Here is a 19,192-nt window from a genome sequence, read left to right on the forward strand (position 1 = left end):
AAAAACAACAAACAAAAAACAAAACAAAAAAGGGAAACAGCATGAATTTCGAATATTCTGACAAGGTCAAAGAATTACAAGCACGTGTACAGGCCTTTATGGATGAGCATGTGTATCCGAATGAAGATGTGTTTGAAGAGCAGGTTAATGAAGGGGATCGTTGGCAACCAACGGCTATTGTCGAAGAGCTAAAAGTGAAGGCGAAAGAAGCGGGTTTATGGAACCTGTTTCTGCCTGAAAGTGACCGTGGCGCCGGGTTGACAAATCTTGAATATGCGCCGTTATGCGAAATAATGGGACGCGTCTCGTTTGCCCCTGAAGTTTTCAACTGCGCCGCCCCTGACACTGGCAATATGGAAGTGTTCGAACGGTATGCAAATGATGAGCTGAAAGAAAAATGGCTTGTTCCACTGTTGAACGGTGATATCCGCTCTGCCTTCGCTATGACCGAGCCAAGGGTCGCATCATCAGATGCAACCAACATTGAATCGGATATCATTCGTGATGGAGATGAGTATGTGATTAATGGCCGGAAATGGTGGACATCCGGTGCGATGGACCCTCGTTGTAAAGTACTGGTTTTTATGGGTAAGACTGACAAAACAGCGCCCGTCTATAATCAGCAGTCCATGATCATCGTGCCAATGGATACACCAGGGATTGAAATCAAGCGCTTCCTACCTGTATTTGGGTATGACCATGCGCCTCATGGCCATGCGGAAGTTGATTTTAAAGACGTTCGTGTTCCAGCCGATCACATTCTGCTTGGTGAAGGCCGTGGTTTTGAAATTGCTCAAGGGCGGCTTGGCCCAGGACGAATTCATCACTGCATGCGTTTGATCGGTGTGGCTGAACGGGCCCTTGAAAAAATGTGTGTTCGTGTGAAATCTCGCGTGGCATTTGGTAAACCAGTTGCAGAGCAGACGGTTACGCTTGAAAGAATCGCTGAATCTCGCGCCAAGATTGAGCAGGCCCGTTTGCTGACCCTGAAAGCGGCCTACATGATGGATACGGTTGGTAACAAAAAAGCCAAGGCCGAAATCGCCATGATCAAGGTTGTTGCACCAAACATGGCCTGTGAAATTATTGATTGGGCTATTCAGGCCCATGGCGGTGGCGGTGTGACCAGTGACTTTGGTCTGGCGTCTGCCTATGCAGGGGCTCGGACATTGCGTCTTGCTGACGGACCGGATGAAGTTCACAGAAACCAGATTGCACGTCTGGAACTGAAAAAACACGATTAATCTGTCATCGTTATCCAGGATAAAAGAAGCCCTTGCTGCAGATGCGAGGGCTTTTTCTTTGCATACTTCGGGGCGGTCTTATATACAGGCCTTTCGTTTCGTAGGCGTAGTAATTTGGGAATTACAGTATGATCAAGACAATTGGATGGTCAGCGATTGCAGTCGTTGTCGTGGTTGCCGGCTTTTTATACCGGTATCAGAGTCTTGATCCATGCGAATGGATGACACAGGAACTCTCTGAATATGCGGGTATATCTGGCATATCCGGACTGGGCTCCACAGCGGGCGCCGTTATGAATACCGGCGAATGTCTGCAAAATTGGATGGATCTCAGGGTCAAAGGCGCTGAAAGTCTCCAGAAATAAAATAAACCCGCCAGAGTTGGCGGGTTTTTTAGTGCTCTTTTGGGGGATGTTTGCAGTCAATACCAGATAGCAGGTAAAGCAGGAGACCGCCTGCGCGACGGTTCTCCTGATTGAGATTACTTGTTCTGGACTTTGCTCCAGCCTAGCATCGACAGCATCTGAGCAAATGCACCATATTGGGTCGCACGTGAAGAACTGGCGTTACCATCCAGACCACGCTTGTAAACGCCTTGGACAATCGCTGCCAATCTGAAGAATGAAAAGGCGATATAGAATTCCCAGTTTTCGATACCGTCCCGACCGGTTCGCTTGCAATAGGCGTCAATATATTGCTGCTCGGTTGGTATACCAGTCGCGGCGAAGTCTGTTTCAACCAATCCGCCCGATGCAGGATGCATGAAATGGTAGGTCATGCAGTTATATCCAAGATCAGCAAGAGGGTGCCCGAGAGTACACAGTTCCCAATCCAGCACTGCTGATACTTCCGGCTTTGTTGGGTGAATAATCATATTCTCAAGACGGTAGTCACCATGACAAATGGTTGTCGTATCATCATTTGGCAGGTTCTTTGGAAGCCAATTGATCAGATTTTCCATAGGTTCGACTTCGTCGGTTTGGGACGCGCGGTATTGTTTGGTCCACCGACCGATTTGACGTTCGAAATAGTTTCCTTTTTTACCAAAATCGCTAAGTCCGGCTGCATCCACATCCACATTGTGCATCTTTGCCAATGTGTCGTTCATGGCATCATAAATTGCGGAACGTTCAGCAGGGTCCATACCCGGTATGGCGGGTTCGCGAAGAATTCGGCCTTCCACTTTTTCCATGATGTAGAAGGGGGTTCCGATGACATCAGCATCTTCGCAAAGACAAAAGGTTTTCGCGACCGGGACATCCGTCTTCTGTAATGCAGACATAATGCGATATTCGCGTTCCACGGCATGCGCGGAGGGCAGCAGCACCCCAGGGGGTTTTTTTCGCATAACATATTGCTGATTTGGTGTGCTTAGCAAAAATGTCGGATTAGATTGGCCGCCCTCAAACTGATTGATGGTTAGCGGCCCGGAAAAGCCTTCGACATGTTCGTTGAGATAATCGATGAATTTGCCTTCATCGAATTTATGGGCCTCCCGTACCGGAATAACATCTGCGTTATCGCTCATGCCCCAGTCCTTTCTGTTTTTGTTTGTTATGCGGAGTTTTTATTTCTTTAGGATCATTTCTACCTGTTCCCAACCTTTTACTGCAAGAGGTTTGGCGCGGGCGCCCATTTCTTTTGCATGCGGACTGGAGGCCGTTCCGTCGACTACGCGGCCCATGATGCCTTGCAAGATGGCAGCGAGACGGAACATGTTGTAGGCCATATAAAAGTCCCAGTTATCGATAGTATCGTGGCCTGTACGTTTGCAATAGGCTGCGACATATTCCTCTTCTGTCGGAATACCCAAGGAGGGCAAATCAAGTCCCTTTAGTCCGCGGAAAAGCTCCGGTTCCAGACGCCAGGTCATGCAGTGATAGGAAAAATCAGCGATTGGGTGGCCGAGTGTGGATAATTCCCAATCTAGTATGGCAATCACCTTTTTACTCTCTTTGTCCAGCATGGTGTTATCAAGGCGATAATCTCCATGAACAATAGACGTTTCATCGCCAGCCGGAATATTGTCCGGTAACCAGGCCATAAGCTTATCCATCTCTGGAATAACCTCGGTTTCCGACGCCTTATATTGCTTGGACCACCGGTTGATCTGCCGGGCCAGATAGTCCGTCGGCTTACCAAAATCATCGAGCCCAACCGCTTTATAATCTACGCTATGTAAGGCGGCCATGGCGGCGTTCATGGAATCAAACGTAGTGGCGCGTTGTTCATTGGTGAAGTGTGGAATGGCGGGATCCCACTCGACAACACCATCGACGAAATCCATGATATAGAACATGGTGCCGAGAACGGCAGGGTCCTCGCATAAACAATAGGTTTTTGGAACCGGCACATCTGTATTTGCCAACCCACTGATTACTTTGAATTCTCGGTCTACCGCATGGGCGGATGGAAGGAGTTTTCCAGGGGGCTTGCGTCGCAGGACATATTTTTTATTGGGTGTCGACAGCATGTAACTGGGGTTGGATTGACCACCCTTGAACTGGCTTATTTCCAGCGGACCTTCAAAGCCATCCACATTTCCGTTCATGTAAGCTTGTAAGGCATTGGCATCAATTTGATGTTTTTCCTGAACATCCATAATACCTGAAAAATCAGAAGATGAAGTGGTCATAACGTTCCCTTTTTTATTTTTGTTGTTCCCGCGCAATGGCTCGCCAGCCAATATCCTTTCGGCAAAAGCCTTCTTTCCAGTCAATTTTGGAAACGGCCTGATAGGCTTTGGCTTGGGCCTGACTTACGGAATTTCCAGTGGCAGTTACGCCAAGAACCCGCCCGCCTGTGGCCAGAATTTTCCCGTTTTCCTTTTTTGTGCCGGCGTGGAAGACGGTCACGTCATCAATGGCGTTTGCGTCATCCAGACCACTAATTTCCGTATTTTTTTCATAGGCCCCAGGATAGCCGTTTGCGGCCATAACGACCAGTAGAGCTGTCGTTTCTTTCCAATTTAATGAGACTTCATCCAAAGTACCATTGGCCGTCGCTTGCAGGGCAGGTAGAATATCGCTGTCAAGGCGGGCGCAAATAACCTGACACTCAGGATCACCAAAGCGAACATTATATTCAATTAGCCTTGGCCCTGTTTCTGTAATCATCAAACCTGCATACAGAACTCCCGTATACGGAACCCCGCGGTCTTTCATTGCGGCAACCGTGGGTTTGATTATGGTGTCGATTGTCATCTGGATCATTTCATCTGTCATGACGGGCGCAGGGGAATAGGCGCCCATGCCACCAGTATTCGGTCCGGTATCGCCATCTCCAACGGCTTTATGGTCCTGCGCTGTCACTAACGGTAAAATGGTTTCGCCGTCTGTCAAAACAAAGAAACTGGCCTCTTCGCCTTGCATAAATTCCTCGATAACAATTTCAGTGCCGGAGGCACCAAACAGCCCTCCAAAAATATCGTCAATGGCGGCGTCGGCTTCTGATCGGGATTGCGCAATGATGACCCCTTTCCCGGCAGCAAGACCATCGGCTTTGATCACAATTGGTAGTGACTGACTATCCAGATAGGATTTTGCCGTTTCAGCATTGTCAAATCGTTCATAAGCTGCCGTTGGAATATCGTATTCCCGGCACAGGTCCTTCATAAACCCTTTTGATCCTTCCAGTTCTGCGGCGCCTTTTCGCGGGCCAAACGCAGGAAGGCCAGCGGCAGATAGGCTATCCACCAATCCTTCGACCAACGGAGCTTCGGGTCCGACAATGACAAATTCGATCGCATTGTCCCGGCAAAATTGAATAACACTGGGGTGATCAGCGGTATCGATTGACACGCACGTCGCCACTTGATCTATGCCGCCATTTCCAGGAGCACAATAAAGAACATCAATTGCTTCGGATTTATTCAAAGCCCAGCAGAGGGCGTGTTCACGGCCGCCGGAACCGATTACCAATACATTCATGTGAAAAACGCTATTTTCCTGTTTCGTTGCCCCTATGGGAGAGTGTAGAGTTTGTATCATAGTGACGTTGCGAAACAAATATTCTAAAGGCAAGAAGTGTCAGATTCTCACACCCCTCAAACGACCAACATTCATGAATTCACAGTTTCAGAGCTGAGCGGTGCTTTAAAACGTACGGTTGAGGATCAGTTCGGGCATGTTCGAGTGCGGGCAGAAATCTCCGGCCTGAAGCGCGCGGCGTCTGGCCATGTTTATCTTGCCTTGAAGGACGATAAAGCCGTTCTGGACGGTATTATGTGGCGCGGAACCGCACAAAAACTTTCATTTCGGCCAGAAGACGGATTGGAAGTGATCTGTACAGGCAAGCTGACAACCTATCCCGGACGCTCCAAATACCAGATCGTTATTGAGGCCATGGAACCTGCGGGTGTTGGCGCCTTGATGGCGTTATTGGAAGAAAGAAAACGGAAATTGGCGGCAGAGGGACTTTTTGCGCCTGAGCGAAAAAAGGCGCTGCCGTACCTTCCGCGTGTGATCGGTGTTGTGACCTCACCGACCGGTGCTGTGATTCGGGATATCCTTCATCGTTTGCGGGATCGGTTTCCCACACATGTGCTGTTGTGGCCTGTGTTGGTGCAGGGGGAGACAGCTGCTTCACAAATCGCTGCCGCTATTAAAGGTTTCAATGCGATCGGCGAAGGCGGTGAAATTCGTCGGCCTGACCTGCTTATCGTTGCGCGGGGTGGCGGCAGTCTGGAAGATCTGTGGGCCTTCAACGAGGAAGAAGTGGTTCGCGCGGCGGCTGAAAGTCAGATACCGCTTATTTCCGCTGTCGGGCATGAAACAGACACAACATTGATCGATTACGTTTCGGACCGGCGGGCACCAACACCCACGGCCGCGGCCGAGATGGCTGTTCCGGTTCGTTCTGAATTGTTGGCCTATGTCGACGACCTTGAACGCCGAAAGCGACGGGGATTATCCCGGTCTGTTCAGGAAAAAAAGGATCGTTTGCAGGGGCTCGCTCGCGGTTTGCGTGATCCTCAATCCATGATTGCGGAAAAAGTTCAGCATCTGGATCATCTGGAAAACCGGTTGCGCCAGTCTGTTCAGAATATGGTGTCTATGAAGCAGCAACGTTTTCTCAGTACGGGGGCCCTTTTGCGACCCGACGTCTTGACCCGTGGGTTTGTTCAGTATCAGGAACGGCTTGCAAATTATGAAGGACGGCTATCTCGGGCTGTCAAAGTCAAGACCGAACGCCTGTCCCATCAACTGGACACTTCCTATCGTCTGCTGGAAAGTCTTTCGTTTAAAAATGTTCTGTCCAGAGGGTACAGCATTGTTCAGGATGAAGACGGGAAGGTGATATCGACTGTTAAGCAGGCGAAGGCAGGGAAACTGGTAACCGTTCGAATGAAAGATGGTGACGCTCCCGCTGTTTTTGGGGCAGAGCGCCTGAAAACAACTAACATCAGTGCGCCAAAAAAAAACAAAACCGGTGCGGATAAACCAGAGAATAAGCCAACTCAGGGGACGCTTTTGTGATACGAATAATTGCGGTTTTATGCTGTCTTTGGGGGACGCCCTTAGTCGCTGGAGAGTTGGAGCTGAAGGGAGCATTTACCCAAGGCGGCCTTATTTTGGGGAAAACGGCGCCTGGGGCTTCTATTTCGCTGAATGGCAAGGAAATTCGGGTTTCTGACACCGGCGAGTTTGTGTTCGGATTTGGACGGGATCATAAAGCTGAGGCTTTATTAGAGGTTAAGCGTCCGGATGGCACGATAACAAAAAAACGGTTGAAGATATCAAAACGGCAATACAAAACAGAACGGATAAACGGATTGCCGCCGTCAAAGGTCACGCCCAGTGAGCAGTTCTTAAAACGAATTCGCCGGGAAAATGGTGAGATTGCAAAAATTCGGGCAATAGACACTGATGAAAAATGGTTTCTAACTGGCTGGAAATGGCCAGCGTCCGGCCGGATTAGCGGTGTCTTCGGGAGCCAGCGGGTTCTGAACGATATTCCAAAGCGCCCTCATTACGGTTTGGATATTGCCGCGCCTGTTGGAACCCCTGTTTTCAGTTCGACGGATGGTCTTGTCAGACTGTCAGAACAGGATCTGTATTATACAGGCGGAACCGTTATGATCGATCATGGGTACGGTCTCGTGTCTGTTTATTCGCACTTGTCGAAACTCTCAGTGAAGGCAGGGCAATTTGTAAAACAGGGCGAAAAAATTGGCGAGATTGGCGCCACTGGCAGGGCCAGCGGTCCGCATCTGGACTGGCGGTTAAACTGGTTTAAAGAACGGTTGGATCCCCAGCTTCTATTGGAAGGTCGGGCAAACTAGACTTGGTTAGTCTTTTCCAGAGAGAACCCTGTCCGTTTTTTCCAGGTTTTTCTTCGTATCACTTTTTAACCCTTCCCACGTGCTGGAACATCCACTGACTCCAACAGCAGTCATGAGCAAAAGGGACGTTAGAATGAGTTTGCGAATGTAAAACATCATGGTCCTTTCTTTACGGTACGAAGGTTTCAGATAAGGTCAGTTTTTGACCTAAATAAGGCAGCGTGGCTTTACTTTTTGGGGACAAAATCTCCAAGAACATTCATCAGTTCCGGGTGCAGTGCCTGTCCGGACGAAATAACCGTCTCATGCAATGGGACTTTCTGATTGTAAACGAGGTGGTGGCCCTTGGTCGTTGTGGAAAGTCCCCCAGCCTCTGACAGGATCAAATCCGCAGCGGCAATGTCCCAATCGCTTTTAGCCGAGAGCGATAGGGATGCGTCATATTGCTGAGATGCTACAAGGACAATCCGGTAAGCAATGGAATTCAGATGTTCAAAGTCGGCACCAGGTGTATCTTCGAGCCAGTTATGCCATTCAAATGCTTTGCGGCTGGCGAGCAATCGGGTGTTTTCCAGACTTCGGTTGTCACTGCAGTTCAGCTTTTCACCATTTAAAAAGGCCCCTTGACCGAGCGTTGCTTCAAAGAATTCGTCAGTAACCGGGTTGAAGACCGCAGCACAGACCGGTTTTCCATCTTCGACCAAGGCCGCGCAAACCGTAAATTCCGGTTTGCCAGCGATGAAGGAACGGGTGCCATCAATCGGGTCGATAATCCAGACCCGTGATTTGTTCAACCGAGCAGGATCATCAGCTGTCTCTTCAGACAGCCAGCCATAATCGGGGTGGCTGTTTAAAAGATGCTGTTTCAAAAAGGAATCAATTGCGATATCGGCTTCGCTCACCGGGTCGCCCGGGTTTTTCTCCCAGCTTTTTAAATCACTGTTAAAAAAGCTGAGCGCGATCTTTCCTGCTTGGCGAACGGCCTTGTCAAGTTCCTCTTGTTCAGTTTGGTACCGACTGTTCACGTTCCTGCAACCATCATTCCATCAATTCTCAATGTTGGCGCATTGGTTCCAAATTTGAATTCCAGATCGTTGGCGGGTGTCAAATTAAGGAACATATCCTTCAGATTACCGGCAACAGTGAGTTCAGATACAGGAAACAGGATTTCTCCATTTTCAATCCAGAAGCCAGATGCGCCGCGGCTATAATCGCCTGTCACCCCATTCACGCCGAAACCGATAAGGCTGGTAATATACAAACCTGATTTGATGTCCTTGATCAGGTCGTCATGGCTCAATGAACCAGCTTCCATATACAGATTGGTTGTTGACGAGCCTGGAGGGGAAGAGGTGCCCCGTGACGCCCGGCCATTGGATTGCAATCCAAGCTGCTTGGCCGTTGCGCTGTTTAAGATCCAGTTTTTGAGAACACCGTCTTCAATCAGGTCAATTCGGCTATTTTTCACACCTTCGCCATCAAAGGGCTTTGATGCTGCACCGCGCCGGCGATGCGGATCATCGATGATGGAAATTTCAGGCTTGAAGACCTGTTTATCCATATGATCTTTCAAAAAGCTGGTGCCGCGGGCAACCGATGCGCCAGAAACCGCACCCGCCAGATGCCCAACAATGCTGCTGGATACACGATTGCTGAAAATAACCGGCACTTTAGCACTCGGCATTTTGCGTGGGTTTATGTTTTTGACCGTGCGTTCTCCTGCTGTACGACCAACGTCAGCGGCATTTCGTAACTCTTCCAGATGACGTTTGCTATCATAGTCGTAGTCGCGCTCCATACCGGTTCCCTCGCCGGCGATCACCGAAATTCCTACGGAATGGCTGGAAGACGAATAAGATCCGGTAAAGCCATCTGATGTTGCAAGGGCGATAGATGAATGACCAAAGGATGCGCTGGCCCCTTCGGAGTTGGTCACGCCAGAAACAGCAAGCGCGGCTTCTTCAGCTTGCTTCGCAGTTTCCGTCAGTTCCTCGGCAGACTGGGTCGAGGGATCATATAGATCGAGTTCTGGGAATTCCCTGGCAAGCAGCTCAGGGTCTGCCAAGCCGCAATAGGCATCTTCTGGCATGTTGCGCGCCATATCCAGTGCGCGATCGACCAAGGCGTCCAGAACACCGGCATCCGTGTCGTTGGAAGACACAAAAGCCTGCTGTTTGCCGATCAGGACACGCAGACCAAGATCGTGGGCTTCTGATCTTTCGATCTCTTCAATTTCACCTAAACGGTATGCCACACTGGTTGACGTGCCCTGCACACGGACGGCATCAGCAGCATCGGCTCCTTTTGCACGTGCCTTTCTGACAAGGTCATCCAGAATGTTCAGTGAATTTTGTTCGTTGGCTTTATGATCAGACATGTTTTCCTGACGGGATTTAATCGACGATATCTACTAAGGTAAGCATTGACGCTAAAAATGGAATTAGAAAAAATTCAAAAGGCCGTTTAATCCATCGAATAACAATTTTCCGCCGGTCACCACCAACAGAAAATAGGCCAGTTTATAGAAAATCTGTTCCGGGACCATTTTATGCAGTTTCACCCCTAACCAGATCCCGATAGGGGCTAGCGGGAAAAGGATCAATGAGGTGGACAGGTTTTGTGTGGAAAGCTGTCCAAGATATGCATAGGGGATCAGCTTTACATAGTTTACGGCCAGAAAAAACCATGTCGCAGTTCCAACGAACAGGGTTTTATCGATTTTTTGCGGCAGCATGTAAAATTGTAAAGGCGGGCCGCCCGCGTGGGCGACAAAACTTGTAAAGCCGGAAATGCCGCCCCAAAAACTGCCTCTGGCAAGGCTGGGTTGATGAACCGATTGCGTCGCCAACGGGTTTAGCCAGTAATTGAGCGTAAAAAGAACAGCGACACTGCCAATAACAATTCGAACAATATCTTCGTTCAACTGGTCAAAAAGGAGCGTCCCAAGACCGATCCCAACAAAAGCACCGGGCAACAGATAGAGGAGGTTTTTCAGGTGAAATTTTTTGCGATAGGCGATGATGCCAAAAATATCCATGAGACAGAGGATCGGTAGGATAATTGCCGCGGCCTGCACCGGAGAAATAAGCAGCGCCAACAAAGGAACTCCCAGCATCCCCAGTGATCCGGCAAACCCGCCTTTGGAAATTCCCACAAGCAGAATAGCAGGCACTGCAACACAGTAAAAAATCGGATCTGTCATCATTTCCATTTTGACTTAGGACCAGATCGATTTGCCGTTACCGGGCAGTCCAAGGCTATCCCAGATTTTATCAATCCTGTCGACGACGTCTCTCTCCATCTGGATTTTTTCGCCCCATTCCCGGTCGGTTTCCGGTGGGAGCTTATTGGTCGCATCCATTGCAACCTTGCCGCCAAGGCCAGATTTTGGGGAAGCAAAGTCCAGATAATCAATGGGCGTGTCTTCGATCATGGTAATATCTCGCACTGGATCCATGCGGGTCGAAACCGCCCACATAACATCCTTCCAGTCCCGCGCATTGATATCGTCGTCAACGATAATCAAGAACTTGGTGTACATGAATTGTCTCAGATAGGACCAGGCCCCCATCATGACGCGCTTTGCATGACCGGCATACGCTTTTTTCATCGAAATTACGGCGATCCGATAGCTGCACCCTTCAGGCGGTAGCCAGAAATCAACAATTTCCGGGAACTGCTGTTGAATGAGCGGGATAAAAAGCTCATTCAAGGCTTCCCCCAGCACGCTCGGTTCGTCTGGCGGGCGCCCTGTGAAGGTAGAAAGATAGATAGGGTCTTTGCGCATTGTAATGGCCGTGATCGTAAAGACCGGAAATTGCTCTACGGAATTGTAATAGCCGGTGTGATCCCCATAAGGACCTTCGTCCGCATAGTCATCAAGCGATACAAACCCTTCCAGAACAATTTCCGAATTTGCCGGGACTTTCAGCGGGACCGTTTTACAATCCACGAGCTCCTGTTTTTTACCAGACAGAAGTCCGGCAAATTGATATTCAGAGAGATTGTCCGGGATTGGCGTAACCGCGGCGAGGATTGTTCCGGGGTCGGCACCAATGACAATCGCTGCTGGCAATGGCTCCTGCTTTGATTGGCCCCATCTTTGGTGGTGCTGAGCCCCCCCGCGATGTTTCAGCCAGCGCATGATGGTTTTGTTTTTGTCCAGCTTCTGCATCCGGTAAATGCCAAGGTTGAAATCGTCGCTTTTCTCGTTGCCGGGACCTTTCGTTACAACTAGCGGCCAAGTGATCAATGGGGCCGGCTCTCCGGGCCAGCAGGTCTGAATGGGCAGATCATCAAGATTGATGTCCTCGCCGGTCAGAACAATGTCCTGGCAGGGGGCGGAACGTACGGTCTTGGGCCGCATATTCATAACCGTTTTCAAGACCGGCAACATTCCCATTGCCTCGCGTATACCCTCAGGGGGTTCAGGCTGGCGCAGAAAAGCCAGTGTTTCGCCAACTTCGCGGAGTTGTTCGGGCTTTCGGTTCATCCCCATGGCAACCCTGTCGACCGTGCCAAACAGGTTTACCAGCACAGGCATTGAAGAGGGTTTACCCGTTTCATCAACGACATTTTCAAATAAAACGGCAGGGCCTTCTTCGGCAAGAAGGCGGGTTTGTATCTCGGTCATTTCCAGATTAGTCGAGACGGGCTCTTTTACGCGCACCAATTTGCCCTCTTTTTCAAGAAGGGCCATAAAATCTCTCATAGAGGAAAAAGACATGAAAGTTCCTTAGTCCAGGATTTGGAAATTGCCAGCCACAATAGCGAAAAGTACAATTGCACCAAATATTTTATTGGATTTAAACAACATCAGGCATCGATCAGAATTGTCAATATCCAGATATCGTATTTGCCATAACAGATGGGCGCCCGCACCGGCGATCCCAATGTAGAATAACACTGACAGATCGTTCAGCCATCCACAGAGCGTAAGGCTAAGCAAGGTGATCAGATAAAAACCAAACAGCCAATCTGTCGTTTGATTGCCAAATTTAAGGGCCGTCGATTTGACACCGATGAGGATATCGTCTTCTTTGTCCTGATGCGCGTAAATCGTGTCATATCCTAATGTCCAACTGATGCCGCCCACATACAGGATGACGGCTGTCCATGACAGGGAACCTGTTTGTCCAACCCAGCCCAAAAGGGCACCATAGTTAAAGGCAAGTCCCAGAAAAAACTGCGGCCAGTAGGTAAATCGTTTTGCAAACGGATAGATAGCGACCAGAACTAAACTGGCAGCCCCGACAATAATTGCGGGAAGGTTGAACTGTAATAAGACCAGTAAACCGACCAAACACTGAACAGCCAACCAGATCACGGCTTGCCGAACAGAGACCTGCCCGCTTGGAATGGGCCTTTTACGGGTTCGTTCCACCATGCCATCGAAATTTCGATCGGCGATGTCATTGAGCGTGCATCCGGCGCCGCGCATTACAAAAGCACCGATCGCAAAGCAGACGAGCAGAAAAGCATCCGGAAGCTGGCCCTGCCCGGTTGCGAGTGCGACAGACCACCAGCAGGGAAAGAGCAAAAGCCAAGTCCCGATTGGCCGATCCACTCTTGATAACTTGAGATAGGGCTGAACCATCTCGGGGGCATAGGCGTCGACCCAGTTCTGTTTGCTGGCGTCCGCTATGATTTTGTCTTCATGCTTTTCTGTCATTCTGCTTATCATTCTGATCTAGTCTGACTGTCATTGAATTTACCGGATTAACCTAATGACCGCGTGACATCAATGTTCCTTATGCATTATATCCAGTTCAAACAGGCTAAGGATCAGGATATGGCCCCTAAAATTTCTTCAGTGAGACTGTATGTTGAAGCGTCACTCGGTTTGGACGCGGGCATTATTTTGGACCGACCACAGGCCCATTATGTTGGTAATGTCATGCGAAAACAGGTCGGCGATCCAGTTGTTTTGTTCAACGGCCGGGATGGGGAATGGTTTGGTGAGTTGCAGGAAGTTCGAAAGAACCAAGCCCTTGTTCATGTGAAGTCCTGCCTAAGAGAGCAGACGCCCGAACCTGATATCATCCTGTATTTTGCGCCCTTGAAAAAGATCCCGACAGCGCTGGTTGTGCAAAAAGCAACGGAACTGGGGGTGTCGCAACTGGCGCCTGTTCAGACGGCTCGTACCAATGCGGATAAGATCAAGCATGATAAAATGGTGCTTCAGGCGATTGAAGCGGCAGAGCAGTCGGAACGGTTGTCTGTTCCTGAAATCTGTAAACTGGAAAAGCTTTCAGCCGTTTTAAAGCATCGGGATCTGGACCGTCCGTTGATTTTCTGTAATGAGCGGCTGGATAAGAAGGCGCCTCTGGAACAATTGGCGGACCTTAAAAAATTCGGGAAATGGGCGGTGCTGATCGGCCCGGAAGGAGGGTTCTCTGAGGAGGAGGTTTCACAGATCATGGCGTCTGAAAATGTTCGTGCGATTGGCCTGGGGCCTAGGATTTTACGGGCTGAAACAGCGGTGATGGCCAGCTTGACACTTTTACAGGCGGTTTGTGGCGATTGGAATTGAACCATAGTTACCCTGATGTTACTGGAAAATGATGGGTATTCAGTTTTATAAATGGATTAAGACTTGAAGCATTATATTCAATGGATTACTTCATAAAAAATGCGGTCGGTGTTTGGGCGTAAAAGTCCGGCCAGAACTTTTTGAAAGGAAGAACATGTCCGGACCTGCGAAAGGTGACGTGGTAGAGATCACCGGGAAAGCTCAATTGGTGGAGTTTGCAGAAAGTGGATGCAAACCAAAGGAAGCTTGGCGTATCGGCACTGAACACGAAAAATTTGGTTTCAATCTGGATACACTGGAACCACTCCCTTATGACGGGCCATCCGGTATCCGCGCTATGCTCGAAGGCTTGCAGCGTTTTGGATGGCAACCCGAATATGAAGGGGACAATGTTATCGCGCTGACGATGAAAGGCTACAGCGTTAGCCTTGAGCCCGGCGGTCAGCTGGAATTGTCTGGCGAAGCATTGGAAACACTTCATCAGACCTGTACAGAAGTGCATACACATCTGGCCCAGGTTCGTGAAGTTGGTGATGAAATTGGCGTGGGCTTTCTTGGGTTGGGTTTCAGCCCGAAATGGTCATTGGACGAGACACCAATGATGCCAAAGGGCCGATACCAGATCATGAAGAATTATATGCCGACCCGCGGACAGCATGGTCTGGACATGATGTTCCGATCTTGTACAGTTCAGGTTAATCTTGATTATGGATCCGAAGCTGACATGATCAAGAAGTTCAGAACCAGTTTGGCTCTGCAGCCTGTGGCAACTGCTTTGTTTGCAAATTCTCCTTTTACTCAAGGGAAGCCTAACGGACATTTAAGCCACCGAAGCTTTATCTGGACCGATACGGATCCTGATCGGACTGGTATGCTTCCCTTTGTGTTCGAAGAAAACTTTTCGTTTGAACAGTATGTGGATTATGCGCTGGATGTGCCGATGTACTTCGTCTATCGAAATGGCGAATATATTGACGTTTCGGGGCAGTCGTTCCGTGATTTCATGGATGGGCGCCTTCCCGGGTTGCCAGGCGAGAAGCCAAGTCTTGTGGACTGGGATAACCATTTAACAACGATCTTTCCGGAAGTCCGTATGAAACGATTCCTTGAAATGCGCGGCGCTGACGGTGGGCCATGGCGGCGTTTATGTGCCTTGCCTGCGTTCTGGGTGGGATTGCTGTATGATGATGATGCGCTAAACGCGGCTTGGGATCTGGTGAAAAACTGGACAGCGGAAGAACGTCAATCCCTGCGGGATGGCGTTATTACAACGGCTTTGCAGACGAAAACACCGGATGGCCGAACTGTTCGCGATCTTGCTACTGACATTCTGGATATCTCCTCAGCGGGACTGAAAGCCCGTAAAAAACTTGATAGTTTTGGAGAAGATGAAACCCATTTCCTGAACGCGCTGAAAACGACCGTTGAAACGGGTATTACGCCTGCAGAAGAAATGCTGGCCTTGTATCATGGGGCGTGGAACGGATCCATCGATCCCGTGTTCAAGGATTACGCTTACTAAGGTTTATCCAGCTGTCGGCTGAGTGATAAGAGGCGTTGGTACCGCGCCTGCCTTTCGTTTAAAGATGCGCCTGATGAAACCGGGCGCATTTTTTTTATGGCACGGGCAAGCTGGGTGTAGCCTTGCCTGTTTTCTTCATTAATCTGGCGTCCCAGCTCTTCAATAATCAAGTCACCAATTAGTGTATAGGCTGTTTTATCGCCTGCGTGCAGCGGGGGTTCCAGCAAAGAAACAAGATCGGTTGCAGGCGAAAAGGGGGATTGTACAATCATGTCAGTACCTGTCTGTTTTTCAAGAAGTAACAGATAGGAAACCAAAGCATCCAATGACCATCGGGAAGGCGTTGGCCCGGCAAATTCATTGACTATGACATGACGTGTAAAGGCATGTAAGTCTGGCAATGTAGGGCCTGTTCCATAGGGGGCTGTATCTCTTATGCCGCGCAGGGTTGGAATTTTCCGCGGGTTGAAAATACCATCCTCTGACGCCGCATTCCAAAAGCCATGGGTCACGTCGATATGCCCGGGCCTGTTTGACAGTCCGGATATGTAAAACCCTGTATTTACATGTCCTGCCGGATGGCAGCTATTGCAGGATAATCCAATACGGACAGCCTTTTCACCCAGAAGAGAGGGGCTTCTGAAAAGAAGTCTGCCTAAAAGGGCTGGACCTTTGAACTGAACCGTTTTTTTTGTTATTTCACCGACTGAAGCGTCTTCGCTGGATGTATTGCTGCCAGGGGGAAGCCAGAGGGTGTTTTGCGCAAACGATGTGGCCGGGGCATCAGCCATCAACAGGCATAGAATGAACCCGCCAGCCAACAGTCGTTTTCGCTTTAAAACCATCTAGCTGGCAGTGCCGCCGACAGTAAGGCCACCCAGAAGCATTGTAGGCTGACCAACACCCACAGGGACACTTTGCCCTGCTTTTCCGCATGTGCCGATACCGCTATCCAATGCCATGTCATTCCCAATGGCTTTCACCTTTTTAAGGGCTTCACTGCCGGTCCCGATGAGGGTTGCTCCTTTAACCGGGGCGGTTAATTTTCCATCCTCAATCAGGTAGGCCTCAGTGCAGGAGAACACAAACTTGCCAGAGGTGATGTCAACCTGACCGCCACCAAAATTAACAGTGTAGAGCCCCTTCTTGACGGAGGAAAGAATTTCACCGGCATCCTGATCTCCGCCAAGCATGTATGTATTTGTCATGCGCGGCATTGGCAGATGGGCAAAGCTTTCCCGGCGGCCGTTGCCGGTCGGTTCCACACCCATAAGGCGGGCGTTCTGCCTGTCCTGCATATATCCCACAAGGATGCCGTCTTCGATGAGTGTTGTGCAGCTGCTGGCGGTGCCTTCATCGTCAACCGTCAACGATCCCCGCCGGTCTGGAATGGTGCCATCATCAACGACTGTCACCCCTTTGGAGGCGACCCGCTTGCCCATTAAATCAGAGAAGACAGACGTCTTTTTGCGATTGAAATCCCCTTCAAGGCCGTGACCAACGGCCTCATGCAGGATAATGCCTGGCCAGCCTGGTCCCACAATTACATCCATCTCCCCTGCAGGCGCGTCTACTGCGTCCAGATTAACAACCGCTTGCCTGAGCGCCTCATCAACGGCCGATTGCCAGGTTTCCTCTTCCAGATAAAAATCATAGCCTGTGCGTCCGCCCATACCATGACTGCCGCTTTCCCGGCGACCATTCTGTTCGACAACGACAGAAACATTCAAACGCACCAGGGGACGGATATCTCCGCTTCGCTCGCCGCCGCTTCGAATAATCTCAACGCCTTGCCAGGATCCCGCCAGAGAGGCCGAAACCTGAACCACACGGCTGTCTTTTGCCCGTGCATAAGCATCGACCTCTGCAAGGGTCTTTACTTTTGCATCAAAGGGGATGTTCTGCAGCGGGTTATCGTCTGCATAAAGGGAACTGTTGGAGCCTGCAGGGGGCATTGCTATATTGCCGCTATGACCACTGGAAACGGCTTTCACCGTGTCAGAGGCGGCTTTGATAGCTCTTTCACTAAGCTCGGATGCGTGGGCGAAACCAGTGGCTTCACCGGCGACAGCGCGCAGGCCAAACCCTTGTGTTGTATCAAAACTGGCACTTTTCAACCGGCCGTCGTCAAAGGAGAACCCCTCTGACTGTCGGTATTCCAAAAACAGTTCCCCATCATCTGCCCCGTCGAGAGAAGCCGACACGATTTTTTCGACCGAACCGCGATCCATATCGGTACCGGTAAAGAATAAATTGTCGGCAGTTTTGATGTCTGTCACGCTTACGCTCCATTTCAGCATTTTTCCAAGCCCGGATAGGCCTTTTGTTAAATATGTGGTTTTCTTAGCAAAATGTCGAGGGTGAGTGTTAATAGAGGCAACGATTCAAGCGCTTGTGGTATTGTTATCGGGTTAAAGATGCGTCAAAATGTCACAACTTGACCAAAAGACGGCAAATCTGCGCTTTCGTAGACGTCGGGACGGGAGTAGTCTTTATGGTTTAAAGTGTTGTTTTTATTGTTTTATTTTTATTGTTTTGCGGCATATAAGAAGAGTCTTGAGTGTAAAAATACAGATAAATCCAGTCTAAGGCTTGTTCTGTTGATGGTCGTTCGTGTAGTTTCCGCACCAACTTGATCTGAATCAATTTTGATTTGCGTCAACAGACTGGCTATAAATAAGGCATGATCACAAATCCCTCTATGACTGGAGTAAGGATTTGCTGAGCTAAGAAAGCGATTAGAAACGGGAATAAATGATGGCTATGGTTAAAAAAATTGTCGCCCTATTTGCTGCTTTTGCAGTATCGGCGCTGACAATGGGGAACGCCGTTGCGGCCCAGGGACAGGCTACTCCATGGCAATTGGGATTTCAGGATGCATTCTCCCCAGTTGCTCACCAAATGAATGATTTTCACAATCTGCTATTGGTCATTATCACGGCCATTACGCTTTTTGTGCTTCTTCTTCTTGTCTATGTTGTTATTCGATTTAACCGGAAGGCCAATCCAACGCCTTCGAAAACATCGCACAACACATTGATTGAATTTGTCTGGACGGTAGTGCCGATCCTGATCCTTATCGCCATCGCGGTACCTTCTTTCAAACTTCTCTACTATGGAGATCGTGTCGAGAAAGCGGACATGACCATCAAAGCCATCGGTTACCAGTGGTATTGGGGTTATGAGTATGTCGACGAAGATAATCTTGCTTTTGAAGCTGTGATGCTTGAAGAAGACGAACTTAAAGAAGGTCAGCCACGGTTGTTGGCAACTGACAATACAATTGTTCTTCCGATCGATACAAATATTCGACTGCTGGTTACAGCGGAAGATGTTCTTCATTCTTGGGCGATGCCAGCATTTGGCGTCAAGATGGATGCCGTTCCGGGCCGTCTTAACGAGACTTGGATGCGGATTGAGAAAGAAGGCATGTATTACGGTCAGTGCTCTGAGTTGTGCGGTGCCCGCCATGGCTTCATGCCGATTATGGTGAAAGCTGTCAGCAAAGAAGACTACAAAGCTTGGCTTGTAAAAGCGAAAGAAGAATTCGCGAGCGCGGGTGGGGAGGCTTTGAAAATCGCCGACGCATCTGCTGTCACACAATAATCCGT

General features: G+C 49.5%; 17 protein-coding genes. 7 read left to right on the plus strand and 10 right to left on the minus strand.

Going from position 1 to position 19,192, the window contains the following annotated elements; translation table 11 throughout:
* Window positions 1-41 precede the first annotated feature (41 nt).
* Window positions 42-1,244: an acyl-CoA dehydrogenase family protein gene (locus OIR97_RS05165; protein WP_169544525.1), complete on the plus strand. Its 1,203-nt coding sequence runs from the start codon at window positions 42-44 to the stop codon at window positions 1,242-1,244.
* A 128-nt stretch (window positions 1,245-1,372) separates the two neighbouring features.
* Entirely contained in the window at window positions 1,373-1,609 is a 237-nt protein-coding gene (locus OIR97_RS05170) for a hypothetical protein (RefSeq protein ID WP_169544526.1), read from the plus strand.
* A 116-nt stretch (window positions 1,610-1,725) separates the two neighbouring features.
* Here the strand turns inward: OIR97_RS05170 and OIR97_RS05175 are convergent, their stop codons facing one another.
* Genes OIR97_RS05175 through purD form a run of 3 tightly spaced genes read right to left on the minus strand, consistent with a single transcriptional unit; the run spans window position 1,726 to window position 5,173 of the window.
* Window positions 1,726-2,772 (minus strand): phosphotransferase, encoded by a 1,047-nt coding sequence (locus OIR97_RS05175; RefSeq protein WP_169544527.1) that lies wholly within the window; start codon window positions 2,770-2,772, stop codon window positions 1,726-1,728.
* Between the two features lie 39 nt (window positions 2,773-2,811).
* Window positions 2,812-3,879, minus strand: coding sequence for a phosphotransferase family protein (locus OIR97_RS05180; RefSeq protein WP_169544528.1), 1,068 nt, complete (start codon window positions 3,877-3,879; stop codon window positions 2,812-2,814).
* Window positions 3,880-3,892: 13 nt separating this feature from the next.
* Window positions 3,893-5,173: a phosphoribosylamine--glycine ligase gene (gene purD, locus OIR97_RS05185; protein ID WP_169544529.1), complete on the minus strand. Its 1,281-nt coding sequence runs from the start codon at window positions 5,171-5,173 to the stop codon at window positions 3,893-3,895.
* A gap of 96 nt (window positions 5,174-5,269) precedes the next feature.
* On the opposite strand from purD, the gene xseA reads away from it, so the two are divergent.
* On the plus strand, window positions 5,270-6,721 hold the full coding sequence (xseA, locus tag OIR97_RS05190) for an exodeoxyribonuclease VII large subunit (protein ID WP_169544530.1): 1,452 nt from the start codon (window positions 5,270-5,272) through the stop codon (window positions 6,719-6,721).
* Window positions 6,718-7,527 (plus strand): M23 family metallopeptidase, encoded by an 810-nt coding sequence (locus OIR97_RS05195; RefSeq protein WP_219821661.1) that lies wholly within the window; start codon window positions 6,718-6,720, stop codon window positions 7,525-7,527. The genes xseA and OIR97_RS05195 overlap by 4 nt, the downstream gene beginning before the upstream one ends.
* A 227-nt stretch (window positions 7,528-7,754) precedes the next feature.
* Here OIR97_RS05195 and OIR97_RS05200 read toward each other — a convergent pair whose 3' ends face one another.
* The 5 genes from OIR97_RS05200 to ubiA all read right to left on the minus strand — a co-directional run bounded on the left by OIR97_RS05200 (window position 7,755) and on the right by ubiA (window position 13,198).
* Window positions 7,755-8,552, minus strand: a complete 798-nt coding sequence (locus OIR97_RS05200) for a 3'(2'),5'-bisphosphate nucleotidase CysQ (RefSeq protein WP_169544531.1) — start codon at window positions 8,550-8,552, stop codon at window positions 7,755-7,757.
* On the minus strand, window positions 8,549-9,904 hold the full coding sequence (locus OIR97_RS05205) for a TldD/PmbA family protein (RefSeq protein WP_169544532.1): 1,356 nt from the start codon (window positions 9,902-9,904) through the stop codon (window positions 8,549-8,551). Before OIR97_RS05205 ends, OIR97_RS05200 begins: the two co-directional genes overlap by 4 nt.
* Before the next feature lie 63 nt (window positions 9,905-9,967).
* Window positions 9,968-10,738 (minus strand): sulfite exporter TauE/SafE family protein, encoded by a 771-nt coding sequence (locus tag OIR97_RS05210; protein ID WP_169544533.1) that lies wholly within the window; start codon window positions 10,736-10,738, stop codon window positions 9,968-9,970.
* 6 nt (window positions 10,739-10,744) lie between these two features.
* Complete coding sequence (locus OIR97_RS05215) at window positions 10,745-12,253, minus strand: UbiD family decarboxylase (RefSeq protein WP_169544534.1); 1,509 nt, start codon at window positions 12,251-12,253, stop codon at window positions 10,745-10,747.
* Between the two features lie 9 nt (window positions 12,254-12,262).
* Window positions 12,263-13,198 carry a 4-hydroxybenzoate octaprenyltransferase gene (gene ubiA, locus OIR97_RS05220; protein ID WP_169544535.1) on the minus strand — a complete coding sequence of 312 codons (936 nt, stop codon included), beginning with the start codon at window positions 13,196-13,198 and terminating at the stop codon, window positions 12,263-12,265.
* Window positions 13,199-13,318: 120 nt separating this feature from the next.
* Here ubiA and OIR97_RS05225 point away from each other — a divergent pair, with 120 nt between their 5' ends.
* Both OIR97_RS05225 and OIR97_RS05230 read left to right on the plus strand, forming a co-directional pair.
* A complete protein-coding gene (locus OIR97_RS05225; RefSeq protein ID WP_169544536.1) occupies window positions 13,319-14,059 on the plus strand; it encodes a 16S rRNA (uracil(1498)-N(3))-methyltransferase in 741 nt (246 codons plus the stop codon).
* A gap of 154 nt (window positions 14,060-14,213) precedes the next feature.
* Window positions 14,214-15,581, plus strand: a complete 1,368-nt coding sequence (locus tag OIR97_RS05230; RefSeq protein ID WP_169544537.1) for a glutamate--cysteine ligase — start codon at window positions 14,214-14,216, stop codon at window positions 15,579-15,581.
* On the opposite strand, the gene OIR97_RS05235 is transcribed toward OIR97_RS05230, so the two are convergent.
* Complete coding sequence (locus tag OIR97_RS05235) at window positions 15,578-16,426, minus strand: hypothetical protein (RefSeq protein ID WP_169544538.1); 849 nt, start codon at window positions 16,424-16,426, stop codon at window positions 15,578-15,580. The genes OIR97_RS05230 and OIR97_RS05235 overlap by 4 nt on opposite strands.
* On the minus strand, window positions 16,427-17,860 hold the full coding sequence (gene tldD / locus OIR97_RS05240; protein ID WP_219821662.1) for a metalloprotease TldD: 1,434 nt from the start codon (window positions 17,858-17,860) through the stop codon (window positions 16,427-16,429).
* A 478-nt stretch (window positions 17,861-18,338) separates the two neighbouring features.
* Between tldD and coxB the strand changes: the two genes are divergently transcribed.
* Window positions 18,339-19,187 carry a cytochrome c oxidase subunit II gene (gene coxB, locus OIR97_RS05245; RefSeq protein ID WP_169545804.1) on the plus strand — a complete coding sequence of 283 codons (849 nt, stop codon included), beginning with the start codon at window positions 18,339-18,341 and terminating at the stop codon, window positions 19,185-19,187.
* The last annotated feature ends 5 nt before the right edge of the window (window positions 19,188-19,192 follow it).

The sequence above is a fragment of the Sneathiella aquimaris genome, from assembly GCF_026409565.1.
In the GTDB taxonomy this organism is placed as follows: domain Bacteria; phylum Pseudomonadota; class Alphaproteobacteria; order Sneathiellales; family Sneathiellaceae; genus Sneathiella; species Sneathiella aquimaris.

Bases quoted from the DNA above. Each gene is read 5' to 3' on its own strand.
- OIR97_RS05180 (WP_169544528.1), bottom strand. From the start codon at position 3,879: ATGACCACTTCATCTTCTGATTTTTCAGGTATTATGGATGTTCAGGAA.
- OIR97_RS05175 (WP_169544527.1), bottom strand. From the start codon at position 2,772: ATGAGCGATAACGCAGATGTTATTCCGGTACGGGAGGCCCATAAATTC.
- OIR97_RS05230 (WP_169544537.1), top strand. From the start codon at position 14,214: ATGTCCGGACCTGCGAAAGGTGACGTGGTAGAGATCACCGGGAAAGCT.
- OIR97_RS05215 (WP_169544534.1), bottom strand. From the start codon at position 12,253: ATGTCTTTTTCCTCTATGAGAGATTTTATGGCCCTTCTTGAAAAAGAG.
- ubiA (WP_169544535.1), bottom strand. From the start codon at position 13,198: ATGACAGAAAAGCATGAAGACAAAATCATAGCGGACGCCAGCAAACAG.
- OIR97_RS05235 (WP_169544538.1), bottom strand. From the start codon at position 16,426: ATGGTTTTAAAGCGAAAACGACTGTTGGCTGGCGGGTTCATTCTATGC.
- OIR97_RS05210 (WP_169544533.1), bottom strand. From the start codon at position 10,738: ATGGAAATGATGACAGATCCGATTTTTTACTGTGTTGCAGTGCCTGCT.
- OIR97_RS05165 (WP_169544525.1), top strand. From the start codon at position 42: ATGAATTTCGAATATTCTGACAAGGTCAAAGAATTACAAGCACGTGTA.
- OIR97_RS05205 (WP_169544532.1), bottom strand. From the start codon at position 9,904: ATGTCTGATCATAAAGCCAACGAACAAAATTCACTGAACATTCTGGAT.
- coxB (WP_169545804.1), top strand. From the start codon at position 18,339: ATGGCTATGGTTAAAAAAATTGTCGCCCTATTTGCTGCTTTTGCAGTA.
- purD (WP_169544529.1), bottom strand. From the start codon at position 5,173: ATGAATGTATTGGTAATCGGTTCCGGCGGCCGTGAACACGCCCTCTGC.
- OIR97_RS05170 (WP_169544526.1), top strand. From the start codon at position 1,373: ATGATCAAGACAATTGGATGGTCAGCGATTGCAGTCGTTGTCGTGGTT.
- OIR97_RS05225 (WP_169544536.1), top strand. From the start codon at position 13,319: ATGGCCCCTAAAATTTCTTCAGTGAGACTGTATGTTGAAGCGTCACTC.